The sequence below is a fragment of the Rhizobacter fulvus genome, from assembly GCF_964020785.1.
This window is the reverse complement of sequence record NZ_OZ224516.1, coordinates 2665602-2681038: the sequence shown is the minus strand read 5'-3', so window position 1 is coordinate 2681038 and position 15437 is coordinate 2665602. Positions and strand designations below refer to the sequence as shown.

17 protein-coding genes are annotated in these 15437 nt (G+C 70.6%); 7 read left to right on the top strand and 10 right to left on the bottom strand.

Going from position 1 to position 15437, the window contains the following annotated elements:
- Position 1: 1 nt before the first annotated feature.
- The 5 genes from trpC to trpE are packed head-to-tail and all read right to left on the bottom strand — an operon-like array spanning position 2 to position 4400.
- Complete coding sequence (gene trpC, locus ACWH49_RS12735; protein WP_448171810.1) at positions 2 to 790, bottom strand: indole-3-glycerol phosphate synthase TrpC; 789 nt, start codon at positions 788 to 790, stop codon at positions 2 to 4.
- Complete coding sequence (gene trpD / locus ACWH49_RS12730) at positions 787 to 1821, bottom strand: anthranilate phosphoribosyltransferase (RefSeq protein WP_448171809.1); 1035 nt, start codon at positions 1819 to 1821, stop codon at positions 787 to 789. The genes trpC and trpD overlap by 4 nt, the downstream gene beginning before the upstream one ends.
- Positions 1818 to 2402, bottom strand: a complete 585-nt coding sequence (locus tag ACWH49_RS12725; RefSeq protein ID WP_448171808.1) for an anthranilate synthase component II — start codon at positions 2400 to 2402, stop codon at positions 1818 to 1820. The genes trpD and ACWH49_RS12725 overlap by 4 nt, the downstream gene beginning before the upstream one ends.
- A gap of 11 nt (positions 2403 to 2413) precedes the next feature.
- Positions 2414 to 2914, bottom strand: coding sequence for a DinB family protein (locus ACWH49_RS12720; RefSeq protein ID WP_448171807.1), 501 nt, complete (start codon positions 2912 to 2914; stop codon positions 2414 to 2416).
- Between the two features lies 1 nt (position 2915).
- The gene (gene trpE / locus ACWH49_RS12715; protein WP_448171806.1) at positions 2916 to 4400 is read right to left on the bottom strand and encodes an anthranilate synthase component I; all 1485 of its coding nucleotides are present in this window, start codon (positions 4398 to 4400) and stop codon (positions 2916 to 2918) included.
- A gap of 312 nt (positions 4401 to 4712) precedes the next feature.
- Between trpE and ACWH49_RS12710 the strand changes: the two genes are divergently transcribed.
- Positions 4713 to 5327 (top strand): chalcone isomerase family protein, encoded by a 615-nt coding sequence (locus tag ACWH49_RS12710; RefSeq protein WP_448171805.1) that lies wholly within the window; start codon positions 4713 to 4715, stop codon positions 5325 to 5327.
- Here the strand turns inward: ACWH49_RS12710 and gph are convergent.
- The 4 genes from gph to ACWH49_RS12690 are packed head-to-tail and all read right to left on the bottom strand — an operon-like array spanning position 5318 to position 8304.
- Positions 5318 to 5980, bottom strand: coding sequence for a phosphoglycolate phosphatase (gene gph, locus ACWH49_RS12705; RefSeq protein WP_448171804.1), 663 nt, complete (start codon positions 5978 to 5980; stop codon positions 5318 to 5320). The genes ACWH49_RS12710 and gph overlap by 10 nt on opposite strands.
- On the bottom strand, positions 5977 to 6285 hold the full coding sequence (locus tag ACWH49_RS12700; RefSeq protein ID WP_448171803.1) for a chaperone modulator CbpM: 309 nt from the start codon (positions 6283 to 6285) through the stop codon (positions 5977 to 5979). Before ACWH49_RS12700 ends, gph begins: the two co-directional genes overlap by 4 nt.
- A gap of 19 nt (positions 6286 to 6304) precedes the next feature.
- The gene (locus tag ACWH49_RS12695; RefSeq protein WP_448171802.1) at positions 6305 to 7285 is read right to left on the bottom strand and encodes a DnaJ C-terminal domain-containing protein; all 981 of its coding nucleotides are present in this window, start codon (positions 7283 to 7285) and stop codon (positions 6305 to 6307) included.
- A 20-nt stretch (positions 7286 to 7305) separates the two neighbouring features.
- Entirely contained in the window at positions 7306 to 8304 is a 999-nt protein-coding gene (locus ACWH49_RS12690; protein ID WP_448171801.1) for a cation diffusion facilitator family transporter, read from the bottom strand.
- Positions 8305 to 8450: 146 nt separating this feature from the next.
- On the opposite strand from ACWH49_RS12690, the gene ACWH49_RS12685 reads away from it, so the two are divergent.
- The 3 genes from ACWH49_RS12685 to ACWH49_RS12675 are packed head-to-tail and all read left to right on the top strand — an operon-like array spanning position 8451 to position 10974.
- Complete coding sequence (locus tag ACWH49_RS12685) at positions 8451 to 9497, top strand: DUF2157 domain-containing protein (RefSeq protein ID WP_448171800.1); 1047 nt, start codon at positions 8451 to 8453, stop codon at positions 9495 to 9497.
- On the top strand, positions 9494 to 10489 hold the full coding sequence (locus tag ACWH49_RS12680) for a DUF4401 domain-containing protein (RefSeq protein WP_448171799.1): 996 nt from the start codon (positions 9494 to 9496) through the stop codon (positions 10487 to 10489). Before ACWH49_RS12685 ends, ACWH49_RS12680 begins: the two co-directional genes overlap by 4 nt.
- Positions 10486 to 10974 carry a GDYXXLXY domain-containing protein gene (locus ACWH49_RS12675; protein ID WP_448171798.1) on the top strand — a complete coding sequence of 163 codons (489 nt, stop codon included), beginning with the start codon at positions 10486 to 10488 and terminating at the stop codon, positions 10972 to 10974. Before ACWH49_RS12680 ends, ACWH49_RS12675 begins: the two co-directional genes overlap by 4 nt.
- Positions 10975 to 10981: 7 nt before the next feature.
- Here ACWH49_RS12675 and rpe read toward each other — a convergent pair whose 3' ends face one another.
- On the bottom strand, positions 10982 to 11668 hold the full coding sequence (gene rpe / locus ACWH49_RS12670; protein WP_448171797.1) for a ribulose-phosphate 3-epimerase: 687 nt from the start codon (positions 11666 to 11668) through the stop codon (positions 10982 to 10984).
- Positions 11669 to 11733: 65 nt separating this feature from the next.
- On the opposite strand from rpe, the gene apaG reads away from it, so the two are divergent.
- The 3 genes from apaG to mltA all read left to right on the top strand — a co-directional run bounded on the left by apaG (position 11734) and on the right by mltA (position 15423).
- Positions 11734 to 12120 carry a Co2+/Mg2+ efflux protein ApaG gene (apaG, locus tag ACWH49_RS12665; protein ID WP_448171796.1) on the top strand — a complete coding sequence of 129 codons (387 nt, stop codon included), beginning with the start codon at positions 11734 to 11736 and terminating at the stop codon, positions 12118 to 12120.
- Positions 12120 to 14126 (top strand): site-specific recombinase, encoded by a 2007-nt coding sequence (locus ACWH49_RS12660; RefSeq protein ID WP_448171795.1) that lies wholly within the window; start codon positions 12120 to 12122, stop codon positions 14124 to 14126. Before apaG ends, ACWH49_RS12660 begins: the two co-directional genes overlap by 1 nt.
- A 109-nt stretch (positions 14127 to 14235) precedes the next feature.
- Complete coding sequence (gene mltA, locus ACWH49_RS12655) at positions 14236 to 15423, top strand: murein transglycosylase A (RefSeq protein WP_448171794.1); 1188 nt, start codon at positions 14236 to 14238, stop codon at positions 15421 to 15423.
- The last annotated feature ends 14 nt before the right edge of the window (positions 15424 to 15437 follow it).

Here is a 15437-nt window from a genome sequence, read left to right as displayed (position 1 = left end):
CTCAACCGAACAGCGCCGCCAGCGCTCGGCCCGGATCGGGGGCGCGCATGAACGCCTCGCCGACGAGGAACGCGTGGACGCCGGCATCGCGCATGCGCTGCACGTCGTCCTGCGCCAGGATGCCGCTTTCGGTCACCAACAGGCGTTCGGCCGGCACGCGCGGCAGCAGGTCCAGCGTGGTCTGCAACGTCACCTCGAAAGTGCGAAGGTTGCGGTTGTTGATCCCCACCAACGGCGTCTTCAGGCGCAGTGCGCGGTCGAGTTCGGCGCCGTCGTGCACCTCGACCAGCACCGCCATGCCGAGTTCGTGGGCCTGGGCTTCCAGATCCGCCATCAGCGCGTCGTCGAGGCAGGCGGCGATCAGCAGGATGCAGTCGGCGCCCATCTCGCGGGCCTCGAAGACCTGGTAGGCGTCGACCATGAAATCCTTGCGCAGGACCGGCAGGCTGCAATTCGCGCGTGCCTCGCGCAGGTAGGCCGCGCTGCCCTGGAAGAAGTTGACATCGGTGAGCACGCTCAGCGTCGCGGCGCCATGCGTCTCGTAGCGCTCGGCGATCGCGGCCGGCACGAAGTTGGCACGCAGCACGCCCTTGCTCGGGCTGGCCTTCTTGACCTCGGCGATCACGCCGGCCCGCCCGGCAGCGATCTTGCCGCGGACCGCGCCGACGAAGTCGCGCTGCCCGCCGAGTTGCTCGGCATCGCGCCGCAGCGAGGGCAGGTCGCGCTTGCGCCGCGCCAGCGAGATCTCGTCGCGCTTGACCGCGACGATCTTGTCCAGGATGTCGCTCATGCTGCCGCCAGTTCCTTCGTCCGCGCGACGAACTGATGCATCTTGGCCAGCGCCTTGCCCGTGGCCAGCGCATCGCGCGCCATCGACACCCCGGCGAGCATCGACGGGGCGACATTCGCGGCATACAGCGCGACGCCGGCGTTGAGGATCACGATGTCGCGCGCCGGACCGGGCTCGTTGTCCAGCACCGACTGCAGCAGCGCCATCGATTGCGCCGGCGTCTCGACCTTCAGCGCCCGGTTGCTCGCCATCGTCAGGCCGAAATCCTCCGGGTGGATCTCGTACTCGTGGATGCCGCCGTCCTTGTACTCGCCGACCATCGTGGCGGCGCCAAGCGACACCTCGTCCATGCCATCGCGCCCGTAGACGACCACGGCGTGCTCGGCGCCCAGCCGCTGGAGCGCGCGGACCTGGATGCCCACCAGGTCGGGGTGGAACACGCCCATCAGGATGTTCGGCGCGTCGGCCGGGTTGGTCAGCGGCCCGAGGATGTTGAAGATCGTGCGGATGCCGAGCTCCTTGCGCACCGGCGCGACGTTCTTCATCGCCGGGTGATGGTTCGGAGCGAACATGAAGCCGATGCCCGTGTCGGCGATGCACTGCGCGATGGCAGCAGGCGGCAGCGCGAGCGAGACGCCCATCGCCTCGAGCACGTCCGCGCTGCCCGACTTGCTGCTGACGCTGCGCCCGCCGTGCTTGCTGACGCGCGCACCCGCCGCGGCGGCGACGAACATGCTGCAGGTCGAGATGTTGAAGGTGTGCGAGCCGTCGCCACCGGTGCCGACGATGTCGACCAGGTGCGTGCGGTCGGCGACCTCGACCTTGGTCGAGAACTCGCGCATCACCTGCGCCGCGGCGGTGATCTCGCCGATCGTCTCCTTCTTGACCCGCAAGCCGACCAGCAGCGCCGCCATCATCACCGGCGACATCTCGCCGCTCATGATGCGCCGCACCAGCGACAGCATCTCGTCGTGGAAGATCTCGCGGTGGTCGATGGTGCGCGTCAGCGCGTCGAGGTTGTTGATCGTCATGGCCGCAACTCCAGGAAGTTCTTCAGCATCGCATGACCATGCTCGGTCAGGATCGATTCGGGGTGGAACTGCACGCCTTCGAGCGGCGTGGCGGTGCCGGCCAACGCGCGGTGACGCACGCCCATGATCTCGCCGTCCTGCGACGTGGCAGTCACGTCGAGCGACGCCGGCAGCGTCGCGCGCTCGATCACCAGCGAGTGGTAGCGGATCACCGTGAACTCGCGCGGCAGCGCGGTGTAGACGCCGCGCTCGTCGGTCGTGATCACGTCGGTCTTGCCGTGCATCTGCGTCTGCGCGCGGATCACCTTGCCGCCCAGCGCCGCGCCGATCGCCTGGTGGCCCAGGCACACGCCGAGGATCGGCAGCCGGCCGGTGAACGCCTCGATCGCGGCGATGCACACGCCTGCTTCGGCCGGCGAGCACGGGCCCGGCGAGAGCACCAGCCTGTCGGGCTTCAACGCGCCGATGCCGGCCACGTCGATCTCGTCGTTGCGCAGCACTTTCACGTCCTCGCCGAGCTCGGCGAAATACTGCACCAGGTTGAAGGTGAAGGAGTCGTAGTTGTCGATCATCAGCAGCATGGTCGACTCCGTCAGACAGGCAAGCGCCGCTGCGGCTCGGCGCGGTGCAGATAAGCGGTGAACAGGTCCCGCGGCGGCGCGGCGGCGATGCGTTTGAGCATCTGGCCGACTTCGCCGCGGTGATAGCTGCCGTGCGTGAGCACGTGGCCGAGCATCTCCTCGCGCGTCATGCGGCCATGCTGGCCGTCGGTGAACGTGAAATCGACCGCCTGCGCCAGCTGCGGCGGCGTCATCGCATCGACGAGTTCGAGGTAGCCCTGGTCGGACGCGCGCACGGCCTCGCGCAAGGCGTCGAGTTCCGGCGTGTGCGGCGTGTTGGTCGAGGCGTATCCGTGGGCCTCGCCGCGCAGGTGGGCGGCGAAGATCCGGTCGACGACGTGGATGTGGTTCAGCAGCCGGATGATCGCGTGGCGCTCGGTGGCGTGCGCCTCGGCATCCAGCTCGCCGACCACGTCGAAGAACGCCTGGTTGATCGCCGCCTTCTGGCGGAACAACGATTGCAGCAAGCTCATGTCAGAAGCCCTCCTCGACCAGCTCGGCGGCACGGATCAGCGCGCGCGCCTTGGCTTCGGTCTCGCGCCATTCCATCTCCGGGACCGAATCGGCGACGACGCCGGCGGCCGCCTGCACGTACAGCACCTGGTCCTTGACGATACCGGTGCGGATCGCGATCGCCACGTCCATGTCACCGGCGAAGCTCAGGTAGCCGCAGGCGCCGCCGTAGATGCCGCGCTTGACCGGCTCGAGCTCGTCGATGATCTCCATCGCACGGATCTTCGGCGCGCCGGTCAGGGTGCCGGCCGGGAAGGTCGCGCGCAGCACGTCGAGGTTGGTCATGCCGTCCTTCAGCAGGCCTTCGACGTTGCTGACGATGTGCATCACGTGCGAGTAGCGCTCGACCGTGAACGCCTCGGTCACCTTGACGCTGCCGGTCTTCGCGATGCGGCCGATGTCATTGCGCGCCAGGTCGATCAGCATCACGTGCTCGGCGCGCTCCTTCGGGTCGTCCTTCAGCTCGACCTCGAGTGCCTTGTCGAGCTCCGGCGTCGCGCCGCGCGGGCGGGTGCCGGCGAGCGGTCTGATCGTGACCTTGTCGCCCTCGGGCACGCGCTCGTGGCGCACCAGGATCTCGGGCGATGCGCCGACGATCTGGAAATCGCCCATGTCGTAGAAGTACATGTACGGCGACGGGTTCAGCGAGCGCAGCGCCCGGTACAGACTGAGCGGCGACTCGGTGTAGCGCTTGCGCAGCCGCTGCCCCACCTGCACCTGCATCATGTCGCCGGCCGCGATGTACTCCTTGGCGCGCAGCACCGCGGCGATGTAGGCCTCCTTGCCGAACTCGCGCTCCACGCCGTGCGCCGCGCCGCGCTTGACTGCCGGGGCGGTGACGCTGTACTTGAGCTTGTCGCCGAGGTCGGCCAGACGCCGCTTGGCGTGGTGGAAGGCTTCGGGCTCGGCCGGGTCGGCGTAGACAATCAGGTAGAGGCGGCCGGACAGGTTGTCGATCACCGCCAGCTCTTCGCACTGCAGCAGCAGGATGTCCGGGGTGTCGACGCCACCGGTCTTCTGCGTCTTCGCGAGCTTGGGCTCGATGAAGCGCACCGCGTCGTAGCCGAAGTAGCCGGCCAGCCCGCCGCAGAAGCGCGGCATGCCCGGGCGCAGCGCGACCTTGAAGCGCTGCTGGTAGGCGGCGATGAAGTCGAGCGGGTTGCCCGCATGCGTCTCGACGACCACGCCGTTCGTCACGACCTCTGTATTGAAACCGGTCGCGCGCAGCAGCGTCTTCGCCGGCAGGCCGATGAACGAGTAGCGCCCGAAACGCTCGCCACCGACCACGGATTCGAGTAGGAAGCTGTGCTTGCCGCCGCCCGAGCCGTAGGCCAGCTTGAGGTAGAGGGAGAGGGGCGTCTCGAGGTCGGCGAAGGCCTCGGCGATCAGCGGGATGCGGTTGTAGCCCTGGCTGGCCAGGCTCTTGAATTCGAGTTCGGTGATCATGATGTTCAGGGGCCTTCCACGGGCCGGGGAGGTCGGGGCCGGCGCGGCGGCCCGGGGTGGAGTCGGCGCCCGCGTGCGTCGCGAGGCAGGCTGCCGACCGCAGCGAGTGACAGGCGCGACGCGCAGCGCGTCAGCGCAAACGGCTCAGCCCCGCCAGGGCCAGGCTCCCCGGTCGATCGACCCTGCAGCAAGCATGCGTGGAGTGAACATCGCCAAAAGTGTAGCAGGGCTAAAGTCGCATGCCGGGCCGACCGATAAGCTCTCCATCACCTCCGTTGTCCGCAGGCGCTGTCGTCCGCGGACCCACCGACCATGCGCCGATTCCTTTCGCTGCTCGCCGTTGCCGGCGCCCTCGCCCTGCCGCAGGCCGGCCGGGCCCAGACCACCGACGTCGCCGGGGTCAAGTTCGCGAACACGGCCCAGGTGGCCGGCACCAGGCTGACGCTGAACGGCGCCGGCGTGCGCTTCAAGGTCGTGTTCAAGGTCTACGCCGCCGGCCTGTATCTCGCCGAGAAGGCGGCCACGCCCGAAGCGGTGCTCGCCGCACCGGGCCCGCAGCGGCTGCAGATCGTGATGCTGCGCGACATCGATGCCAACGAACTCGGCAAGCTCTTCACCAAGGGCATGGAGCAGAACGCGGCGCGGGACGAGTTCTCCAAGTCGATCGCCGGCATCCTGCGCATGAGCGACATCTTCTCGAGCCACAAGAAGCTGCTGGCCGGCGAATCGTTCGCGGTCGAGTGGGTGCCCGGCACCGGCACGGTGATCTCGGTCAACGGCAAGCCGGAAGGCGCGCCGATCAAGGAGCCCGAGTTCCACGCCGCGCTGATGAAGATCTGGCTCGGCAAGGTGCCCGCCGATCCGCAGCTGAAGGAAGCGCTGCTCGGCCGTGCGCCGACCGCGAGCGCAGGCACCAGCTACAACTGATCGAGGCGGTCGACGACGCCGTCGGCATCGACCGCGGCGACCGGCTCGCCGTGGTTGTAGCCGTAACTGACCAGCACCACCGGACAGCCCGCAGCGCGCGCGGCGCGCGCATCGTTGCTCGAGTCGCCGACCATCAGCGTGCGTGACGGCGGCAGGCCGAGCGCCTCGCAGGTCTTGCGCAGCGGCAGCGGATCGGGCTTCTTGCGCTCGAACGCATCACCGCCGAAGACCACGTCGAAGAAACCGTCGAGTCCCTTTTTGCGCAGCAGTGGCCGCGCGAACGCGGTCGGCTTGTTGGTCAGGCAGGCGAGCTTCCAGCCGCGCGCGCGCAGGCGCTCCAGCCCGTCGACCACGCCCGGGTAGACGGCCGAGTGGTCGCCGTTGACCGCGAGGTAGTGATGCTGGTACAGCGCCCAGGCCTGGTCATAAAGCACGGGCTCCGCATCCACCTCGGCCAGCGTGCTGCGGATCAGGTGCTCCGAGCCCTTGCCGACCGTGCGGCCGACGAATTCACGCGTGACCCGGCGCAGGCCCAGCTCGTCGAGCACGGTGCCGAGCACGACGACGAAGTCGCCGAGCGTGTCCACCATCGTGCCGTCGAGGTCGACGATCGCCGCGCCGAGACTGGCCTGGTTCGGGATCGCGACCCTCATCCGCGCACCGTCGCGCGGCGCAGCTGCGCGTTCAGCGCGTCGATCTGCTCCATCAGGTCGAGTGCGAGCGCGATGCCGGGGGTGTTGACCTCCAGGTCGCGCGACAGCGAGATCGCCAGCCGGGCCCGGCGCAGCGCGGCGCCCGAGAAGCGCCAGTCCTGCGGCGTCCGGCCGGTCGGCTGAAGCACGCCCTCGACGACCCAGACCTGGACCTGTTCTTCCTGCGCGCGGCAAGCGCGGGCGAGTTCCGCGAGCGTTATCGACGGGGCGTCGTCGATCAGCGTGGCGGCCAATGAGCGGCTCATGCGTGCATCCTTTCGTTCGTCATGGCGTGGCGGCGCGCGGGTCGAACCCGCCGAACGCCGCGCCGAACTCGGTGTAGGCCACCTGGGCGGCCGGGCCTTGCGCCGGGGGCAGCGCGATCGACAGCACCGCGTACAGGTCGCCCGCGGGGTTGCCGGGAATGCCGCGACCCTTCAGGCGCAGCTTGCGCCCGGCGGCGGAGCCCGGCGGGATCGTCAGCGTGACCTCGCCGTCGGGCGTGGCCACCGGCACACTGGCGCCGAGCGCGGCCTCCCACGGCGCGAGCGGCAGGTCGACGTACAGATCACGGCCGTCGACGCGGAACCGCGGATGCGGGCGGAACACGATTTCCAGGAACAGGTCGCCGGCCGGCCCGCTGCCCAGGCCCGGGCCGCCCTGTCCGGCCAGGCGCAGGTGCTGCCCCTCGCGGATGCCCTTCGGGATGTTGACGTCGAGCGTGCGCTCGCGCATCACGCCGTGGCCCTCGTCGTCGAACGCCGGCATGCGCAGCGAGATGCTGCGCTGGGCGCCGCGGAACGCGTCTTCCAGGTCGATCATGACCTTGGCGTGGTGGTCCTGCCCAGGCATCGAGGATTCGCGACGCGGCCCGCCGCGGGCGCCGCGGGCGGCGCGGCCGAACAGGGCCTCGAAGAAGTCGCTGTGGTCGGCCCCGGCGAACGGGTCGTCCGCGCCATCGCCGCGGCCGCTGAATTCGAAGCCGGTGTCCCAGCCCGGCGGCGGCTGGAAGCCCTGCGCCCCGGCACCCCCGGCGGCACGCTGGCGCTCCCACTGGCTGCCGGCGGCGTCGTAGGCGGCACGCTTCTCGGGGTCGCGCAGCACCTCGCTGGCCTCGCCGAGCTCCTTGAAGCGGGCTTCCGCATCCGGCTCCTTGCTCACATCAGGGTGGTACTTGCGGGCCAGCTTGCGGTAGGCGCTCTTGATGTCGTCGACCGACGCATCGCGGGCGACGCCGAGGGTCTTGTAGTAGTCCTTGAACTCCATGGCAGGGTCTCGCTGATCGATCAGTGGTGGTGCGCGGATGCCGCTCCATGTGCGGTCGGCGGCGTCTCGCACAAGGTCATGAACGGTTCGCGCACGACCTGCAGCGTGACGTGGCCGATCTTGAAGCGCTCGCGCAACTGGGTGGTCGCGTGCTCGAAGAAGGGGTCGTCCGGATGGCCGTCGGGCATCACCAGGTGCGCCGTCAGCGCCACGTCGGTGGTGCCGGTGGCCCAGACATGCAGGTCGTGCACGCGCGCCACGCCGGGCAGCGCCTGCAGCGCGGCGCGCACCGCGGCCAGGTCGATGTGGTGCGGCACGCCGTCGAACATCAGCCGCAGCGACTGGCGGAACAACCCCCAGGTGCCGACCACGATCACCAGCGCGATCACCAGACTGGCCGCCGGGTCGAGCCAGGTCCAGCCGGTCCACAGCGCGAGGGCCCCGACGACGACGACGCCGGCCGAAACCAGCGCATCGCTCGCCATGTGCAGGTAGGCGCCGCGGATGTTCATGTCGTCGTGGCGGCCGCGCATGAACAGCAGCGCGGTGCCCAGGTTCACGACGATGCCGACGGCCGCGACGACCATCACCGTGCCGCCCTGCAGTGCCTCGGGCGTGTGCAGCCGGCCGACCGCCTCCCAGGCGAGCGAGCCCATCGCGACCAGCAGCAGCAGCGCATTGAAGAACGCCGCGAGGATCGACGCGCGCTTCCAGCCGTAGGTGTAGCGCGCGTCGGGCCGCAGCTTGCCGGCGAGTGCGCCGCCCCAGGCCATCACGAGGCCGGCCACGTCGCTCAGGTTGTGGCCGGCGTCGGCCAGCAGCGCCAGCGAATCGACCTTCCAGCCGTAGAACGCCTCGATCGCCACGAACAGCACGTTGACGGTGATGCCGATCGCGAACGCGCGGTCGAAGTCGGCCGGCGCGTGGTGGTGGCCGTGCGCGTGGTCGTGCCCGTGTGCATGGCCCGGTTCGTCGTGATCGTGGTGGCCGTGGCCTGAATGCGCGTGCGTGTCTGCCATGTCGACAGTGTGACTCAGCCGCGGCCGCCCCGGCGCGACGATGGACGTCGCCGGCCGGCATCGCCCCGCGGTACCGCCGGGCGCAACGCCCGATGCCGTCGCAACCGGCACTCGAAGCGCCCGATGGCGGCGGGTAATCTCGCGCCATGGACCGACCCGCACTCGACGCCTTCGCCCGCCAGCACCGCCTGACATCCGCCGCAGTCGACGCGGCGCTGGCGCTCACCGGCGCCCGCCCGGATGCGACCGCGTGGCGCGCCTTCGCCACCGCGCTGCTGCATGCGGCCGGCCTCGGCGCGCTCGGTGCCGGCGTGCTGTTCTTCGTCGCCGCCAACTGGCAGGACTACGGCGTGTTCGGCCGCTTCGCGCTGCTGCAGGGGGCGCTGCTCGCGAGCATCGCCGTCGCGCTGTGGCGGGTGCCGCCGGCCCCGGTCGGCCAGGCCGCGCTGATCCTCGCGACGCTGCTGACCGGCGGGCTGCTCGCGCTGTTCGGCCAGTCCTACCAGACCGGCGCCGACGTGCACGAGCTGTTCTTCGCCTGGGCGCTGCTGGCGCTGCCGTTCGCACTGGCGGGGCGCTGCGGCGCGCTCTGGGCGGTGTGGTGGGCGGTGTTGAACATCGCGCTGGCGCTGCTGTGCGGCTGGCTCGGGCCGGACCACTTCTTCTGGCGCTTCGTCGACGGCCGCCACTTCGATCAGGCCGTGCTGCTGATGCTGCCGAGCGTGGTGAACCTGCTCGGCGCGGCGGTGTTTCTTGCGCTGCGCGGCACCGGCGCGTCGCCGGCCGCGCCGCTGTGGCTGTTGCGCGGTCTGGCGAGCGCAGCGTTCGCCTACGGCACCGCGGCGGTGATCGCGGTCGTGAGCCGGCACCACCGCCACGGCAGCCCCGACGACGCGGTCGGTGGCGCCGATGCCGCCGTCGTGCTGCTGTTCGCGGCGATCTGCGCCGGCCTGGCGTTCGCCACCTGGCGCCGCCGACGGGACGTGTTCCCGATGGCGTTGATCGCCGCCGCGTGGATCGCGATCTCGACGACCTGGCTCACGACGACGCTGCGCCTGAACGACATCGGCGCGTTCTTTCTGATGGCGGCGTGGCTGGTCGGCACCTCGACGGCAAGCGGCCTGCTGCTGATGCATTGGGTGCGCACGTGGCGTGCGACGTCCACGACTTCACCCACCGGAGTGACCGCATGATCGCCACGACGACCGAACTCCACGACGCGCTCGTCACGCGCGGGTTGACCGAGACCACGGGGCCGGTCGCCGAATCGGAGGCCAATCCGTCAACCGCGCGGCCCTGGTACATCGGCCTGCTGCTCGGCGTCAGCGGCTGGCTGGCCGGGCTGTTCCTGCTCGGCTTCGTCGGCCTGCTGTTCCGGCCCGACACACCGCCCGCCGCCGGCCTCGCCGGCGCGGTGCTGCTTGCATCGGCCTGGGGCCTGTACACGGCGGACCGTGAAGGCGCGTTCGTCGCGCAACTGGCGCTGGCGCTGTCGATCGCCGGGCAGTGCCTGCTGCTGTTCGCGTTGAATCACGGCGCGCACGGCATCGGCGGCATCGCGGCGAGCGCCTTGCTGTTGCAGGCGGTGCTCGCGCTGCTGATGCCGAACCCGCTGCACCGCGCGCTCTCGGCCTTCTTCGCGACGATCGCGTGGGCACTGACGGTGCGGTTCGCGTTGTTCGGCGAACCGGAGTTCTGGCATGGCGATCGCGAACGTGCAGTCTCGCTCGGGCCGTCGCTGATCGGCTGGGCGCTGGCCTGGCTGCCCGTCGGCGCCGGCATCGCGCTGCTGATCCGCCGCGAGGCGGGCTGGATCGCCCGCGGCCGGGCCGGCGCGCTGCGGCCGGTGCTGACGGGGCTGATCATCGGCCTCGCGTTCGCGACCCTCGCATCGCGACCGTTCGAGTCGTTCCGCTGGTGGGGCGGCGGCGAAGTCGCGCAGGGGTGGCTGGCGCTGTGGCCGCTGTTGTCGGCCGGCGCGGCGCTTGCGGCCGTCGCCGCGGCGTTCGCGCTGGGGCAGCGGGCGCTGCTCGGCGCGGGCGCGCTCGCGGCACTGCTGCACGTCTCGCACTTCTACTACGCGCTCGGCACCGGCCTGCTGCTGAAGTCGCTGCTGATGCTGGCGATGGGCGCCGCGATGCTGCTCGCGGCACGCGTGCTCGCGCCAACGGGAGAAGCCGCATGAATATGCCTCTGGTGCGGGCGTCGATCGCCCTCGGCGGGCTGCTGGTACTCGGCGCCGTGAATCTCTCGATCATCGGCAAGGAGCGGATCCGGCGCGACGGCGAGATCGTCTACCTCGAGCTCGCGCCGGTCGACCCGCGCTCGCTGATGCAAGGCGAATACATGGCGCTGCGCTTCGCGCTGACCCGCGACCTCGACCGGCTGGACACCTTCCCGCCGGCGCGCGAGGGCGAGACGCGCCTGGCGCCGGTGACGCTGGATACGCGGCGCGTCGCCCATTCCGCCAACGGCGAGGGCGGCGCCGCGCTGAACCTGCGCTACCGCATCCGCGGCGGCCAGGTGTGGCTCGGCACGAACGCGTTCTTCTTCGAGGAGGGCGCGGCCGAGCGCTACACAGGGGCGCGCTTCGGCGAGTTCCGGGTCGATCGCGCCAGCGGCGAGGCGGTGCTGGTCGGGCTTCGCGACGCCGCGCTCGCGCCGCTGTAGCGCCGGCTCAGCGCGCGAGCTGCGCGCGCATCGCGTCGATCACCGCCTTGTAGTCCGGTTGGCCGAAGATCGCACTGCCGGCGACGAAAGTGTCGGCACCGGCATCGGCCACTGCGCGGATGTTGTCGGCCTTGATGCCGCCGTCGACCTCGAGACGGATGTCGCGGCCGCTGGCCTCGATCAGCCGGCGGATCTTCTCGATCTTCTTCAACGCGCCCGGGATGAAGCTCTGCCCGCCGAAGCCCGGGTTCACGCTCATCACCAGGATCAAGTCGAGCTGGTCGATGGTCCAGTCCAGCACCTCGAGCGACGCGGCCGGGTTGAACACGAGCCCGGCGCTGCAGCCCTCGGCGCGGATCAGCTGCAGCGTGCGGTCCACATGCAGGCTGGCTTCGGGGTGGAACAGGATGTGGTCGGCGCCGGCCTTCGCGAACGCGACCGCGAGCGCATCGACCGGCTGCACCATCAGGTGCACGTCGATCGGCACCTTGGCGCCGTCGGCGCGCACCGCGTGCTTGCGCAGCGCCTCGCAGACCATCGGGCCGAAGCTCAGGTTCGGCACGTAGTGGTTGTCCATCACGTCGAAGTGGATCCAGTCGGCGCCGGCCGCGATCACCTCGCGCAGCTCGTCGCCCAGCTTCGCGAAGTCGGCAGCAAGGATGCTCGGGGAGATGCAGTAGGTGCGTGTCGACATGAGGGTCCGTCCGGTTTCGGCGGGATTCTAGGTGGCCGCATCGCGTTGCTGCCAGAATCGCCCGCATGTCGAACGACCCCTCGAAAGCCGAACTGACCAGCACGGTCAGCGTGCGCCATCTGCCCGAACAGTCGGACCCGTCGACCGGCCGAAATGCCTTCGCGTACACCGTGACGATACGTAACACCGGGGAGGTCACCGCGCAGCTGATCGCACGGCACTGGATCGTCACCGATGCGAACGGCCAGGTCGACGAGGTGCGCGGCCTCGCGGTCGTCGGCCACCAGCCGCTGCTCAAGCCCGGCGAGACCTTCGAGTACACCAGCTGGACATTGCTCGCGACGCCGCAGGGCACGATGCGCGGCACCTTCTTCTGCATGACCGAGGACGCCCACCCGTTCGACGCGCCGGTCGAAGAGTTCGGCCTGACGCTGGCGTCGGCACTCCACTGATGGCGAAAGGCAAAGGCGGCGTCTCCCACTGGGACCTCACGGCGCTGCTCAACGCGGCCGACCCGAAGGCCGGGCTCCCCGAACGCCACCTGTGGCTGATCCGCCTGCTCGAATGGCTGCGCCACGCGCCGGTCGACGCACCGCCGCGCGCCGAGGCGACCACGCCGATGCCGGTGCTGCGCCTGAAGCACCTGCTCGGCGTGCTCGACCGCCACCCCGAGCACCACGAGCGCGTCACCGGGCTGCTGCGGCGGATCTGGGCCGAGGTCGACAACGCTGCGCTGCTGGCCGATTTCGGTTTCGCCCCGCGGATGGACCTGTGGGGCGAGCTCGGCCGGCGCCTGCGCGCCCGCGTGCTGCCACTGACGCCCGCGACCACCGACCTCGGCGAACTCTTCGCGCTGCTTTTCCCCGACAAGAACGACGCCGCCTGGCTGCTCGCGATCGACAAAGGCACGCTCGAACGCCTGCGCACCTACGTCGCGCCGGTGCGCGGCACGCTGGTGTGGCGCCATCCGTTCCTCGACGCCATCGTCTTCCTCGCGAGCGCGGTGCGGGCCGCGGGCTTCTCGCCGGCGCTGCGCCAACGCATGAGCGCCGAGCTGCTGGTGAACCAGCCGTTCCGGCAGCTCGCGCGCGTGGCCGAGCAGTTCAGCGACCACGCGCAGGCCGCCGATGCCAGCAGCGAGGCCGCGCTGCTGCAGGAAGCGCAGTACCTGCGTGCGCTGCTCGACCAATGCCGGCGTTGCGCCGAGAGCGTGCACGAGCACCTCGAAGCACACGGCGTCTCGGTGGATGTCGTGTTCGAGGTCGATCAGCTGCGCGAGCGCACCCACCGCATCGACGCGTTGCTCACCTGCGTGATCAGCCCCGAGCCGGCGCGCGAGATCACGCGGCTGATCGCCCACCTGGTGCAGGTGGCCGACGACGGGCGCAGCATCCGCGGGCTGATGTCCAGCCACTACTCGCTGCTGGCGCGCAAGGTCGCCGAGCGCAGCGCCGAGACCGGGCAGCACTACATCACCCGCGACATGCCCGAGTACCGGCGCATGCTGCGCGCGGCGGCCGGCGGCGGCTCGGTGCTGGCGGCCACCACCTTCATCAAGTTCGCCGTGCTCGCGCTCGCGCTGTCGCCGTTCTGGGGCGGCTTCTGGGCCGGCGTCAACTACGCGGCCAGCTTCGTGCTGATCCAGCTGCTGCACTTCACGGTCGCGACCAAGCAGCCGGCGATGACGGCGCCGGCGATGGCCGAGAAGCTCGCCGACCTGTCGAGCGACGAGAACGTCGAGGGCTTCGTCGACGAAGTCGCGCAGCTGATCCGTTCGCAGGCCGCCGGCATCTTCGGCAACCTCGCGCTGGTGGCGCCGATCGTGCTCGCGGTGCAGCTCGGCTGGCAGGCCGCGTTCGGTGCGCCGCTGGTCGGGCACCGGGATGCGCAGCATGTGCTGGAGTCGCTGACGTTGCTGGGCCCGACCGCGCTGTTCGCCGCGTTCACCGGCGTGTTGCTGTTCGCGAGTTCGCTGATCGCGGGCTGGGTCGAGAACTGGTTCGTCTGGCACCGGCTCGACAGCGCGATCGCGTGGAACCCGCGCATCGTCGCGCGCCTGGGCGCCCGCCGCGCGGCGCGCTGGGGCGCGTACTGGCGCGCCAACATCTCGGGCTTCGCGTCGAACACGTCGCTGGGCATGATGCTCGGCGTGCTGCCGGTCGTCGCGCTGTTCTTCGGCGTGCCGCTCGAAGTGCGGCACGTCACACTGTCGACCGGCCAGGTTGCTGCGGCGGTCGGCGCCGAAGGGGTCGGCCTGATGGCGACCGCACCGTTCTGGTGGTGCGTCGCCGGCATCGCGGTGACCGGCGTGCTGAACCTGACGGTGAGCTTCCTGATGGCCTTCCGCGTCGCGCTGCGCTCGCGCGGCATCCGGCTGGTCGACCGCAGCCGGATCTACCGCGCGATCCGGGCGCGGCTCTGGCACCGGCCGCTGTCGTTCATCTGGCCCACTCGGTGATCACGTGTCGCGATCGCGCTCGCCCTTGCTGCGCCCGTGGAACATCGTCCACCAGACGATCAGCACGAGCAGCGCGACGGCGCCGAGCGCTTCGAGAAAGAGTACCCACATGCCCCACATCCTTCGCCGCCTGACGGCGTCATTGATCATCAAGCGCCTGCTGGCGCCGGCGATTCTAGGCACGCTCGTCGCCTGCTCCACGCCGCTGCCGCCGGTCGCACCGGTGCCGCGGCCGGCCGACCCGAACGTCGTGCCGACCAACCCGTTCCCGGTGCCGATGGTCAACGCGACGATCGTGCGCGCGAAGGCGCGCTGGGTGCCGGTGGACTGGGCCGAGCTGCCGGGCTTCGAGGCCGACCGCAGCAGCGAGCTCTGGCCGGCCCTGCTGCGCGGCTGCGAGCGCCCGGCGTTCGACTGGGCGGCGCTGTGCGAGCAGGCACGGGCCGCGACCACGCCGGCGTTCAGCGACGACGCGACGCGGACCTGGCTGCGGCAACGCCTGCAGCCGTACCGCGTCGAATCACTCGACAGCGCGCCCGATGGCCTGATGACGGGCTACTTCGAGCCGCTGGTCGACGCGGTGCGCAAGCCGCGCGGCGCGTTCCGCGTGCCGCTGTACGGCCCGCCGGCCGACCTGGCGACGCGCAAGCCGTACTGGACGCGCCAGCAGATCGATTCGATGCCGGCTGCCCAGGCCAGCCTGCGCGGTCGCGCGATCGCCTGGGTGGCCGACCCGCTCGATGCGCTGATCCTGCAGATCCAGGGCTCGGGGCGGCTCAACATCGTCGAGCCGAACGGGCGCAAGACGCTGGTGCGCGTGGCGTTCGCCGGCCACAACGACCACCCGTACAAGTCGGTCGGCCGCTGGCTGATCGACCAGGGCGAGCTGTCCGCCGCGCAGGCCTCGTGGCCCGGCATCAAGGCCTGGGCGCGCGCGAACCCGAAGCGCATCAACGAGATGCTGTGGGCCAATCCGCGCACCGTCTTCTTCCGCGAGGAGCCGCTGCCCGACCCGCAGGCCGGCCCGAAAGGCGCGCAGGGTGCGCCGCTGACGCCGGGACGCTCGATCGCGGTCGACCCGCTGGCGATCCCGTACGGCACGCCGGTCTGGCTCGACAGCACCGAGCCGCTGTCCACCACGCCGCTGCGCCGCCTGGCGATGGCGCAGGACACCGGCAGCGCGATCACCGGCGCGGTGCGCGCCGACTACTTTTGGGGCTGGGGCGAGACCGCCGAGAACCAGGCCGGGCGCATGAAGCAGCCGCTGCGGATGTGGGTGCTTTGGCCGAAGCCGTGACGGCGTGAAAGATT

What these genes read in the sequence shown, in the direction of transcription:
- mltA (WP_448171794.1), top strand. Translation starts at nt 14,236, where the DNA reads ATGCCCCACATCCTTCGCCGCCTGACGGCGTCATTGATCATCAAGCGC.
- ACWH49_RS12695 (WP_448171802.1), bottom strand. Translation starts at nt 7,285, where the DNA reads ATGGAGTTCAAGGACTACTACAAGACCCTCGGCGTCGCCCGCGATGCG.
- trpD (WP_448171809.1), bottom strand. Translation starts at nt 1,821, where the DNA reads ATGACGATCAACAACCTCGACGCGCTGACGCGCACCATCGACCACCGC.
- ACWH49_RS12680 (WP_448171799.1), top strand. Translation starts at nt 9,494, where the DNA reads ATGATCGCCACGACGACCGAACTCCACGACGCGCTCGTCACGCGCGGG.
- ACWH49_RS12660 (WP_448171795.1), top strand. Translation starts at nt 12,120, where the DNA reads ATGGCGAAAGGCAAAGGCGGCGTCTCCCACTGGGACCTCACGGCGCTG.
- rpe (WP_448171797.1), bottom strand. Translation starts at nt 11,668, where the DNA reads ATGTCGACACGCACCTACTGCATCTCCCCGAGCATCCTTGCTGCCGAC.
- gph (WP_448171804.1), bottom strand. Translation starts at nt 5,980, where the DNA reads ATGAGGGTCGCGATCCCGAACCAGGCCAGTCTCGGCGCGGCGATCGTC.
- ACWH49_RS12675 (WP_448171798.1), top strand. Translation starts at nt 10,486, where the DNA reads ATGAATATGCCTCTGGTGCGGGCGTCGATCGCCCTCGGCGGGCTGCTG.
- trpC (WP_448171810.1), bottom strand. Translation starts at nt 790, where the DNA reads ATGAGCGACATCCTGGACAAGATCGTCGCGGTCAAGCGCGACGAGATC.
- ACWH49_RS12700 (WP_448171803.1), bottom strand. Translation starts at nt 6,285, where the DNA reads ATGAGCCGCTCATTGGCCGCCACGCTGATCGACGACGCCCCGTCGATA.
- ACWH49_RS12720 (WP_448171807.1), bottom strand. Translation starts at nt 2,914, where the DNA reads ATGAGCTTGCTGCAATCGTTGTTCCGCCAGAAGGCGGCGATCAACCAG.
- apaG (WP_448171796.1), top strand. Translation starts at nt 11,734, where the DNA reads ATGTCGAACGACCCCTCGAAAGCCGAACTGACCAGCACGGTCAGCGTG.
- ACWH49_RS12690 (WP_448171801.1), bottom strand. Translation starts at nt 8,304, where the DNA reads ATGGCAGACACGCACGCGCATTCAGGCCACGGCCACCACGATCACGAC.
- ACWH49_RS12685 (WP_448171800.1), top strand. Translation starts at nt 8,451, where the DNA reads ATGGACCGACCCGCACTCGACGCCTTCGCCCGCCAGCACCGCCTGACA.
- ACWH49_RS12710 (WP_448171805.1), top strand. Translation starts at nt 4,713, where the DNA reads ATGCGCCGATTCCTTTCGCTGCTCGCCGTTGCCGGCGCCCTCGCCCTG.
- ACWH49_RS12725 (WP_448171808.1), bottom strand. Translation starts at nt 2,402, where the DNA reads ATGCTGCTGATGATCGACAACTACGACTCCTTCACCTTCAACCTGGTG.
- trpE (WP_448171806.1), bottom strand. Translation starts at nt 4,400, where the DNA reads ATGATCACCGAACTCGAATTCAAGAGCCTGGCCAGCCAGGGCTACAAC.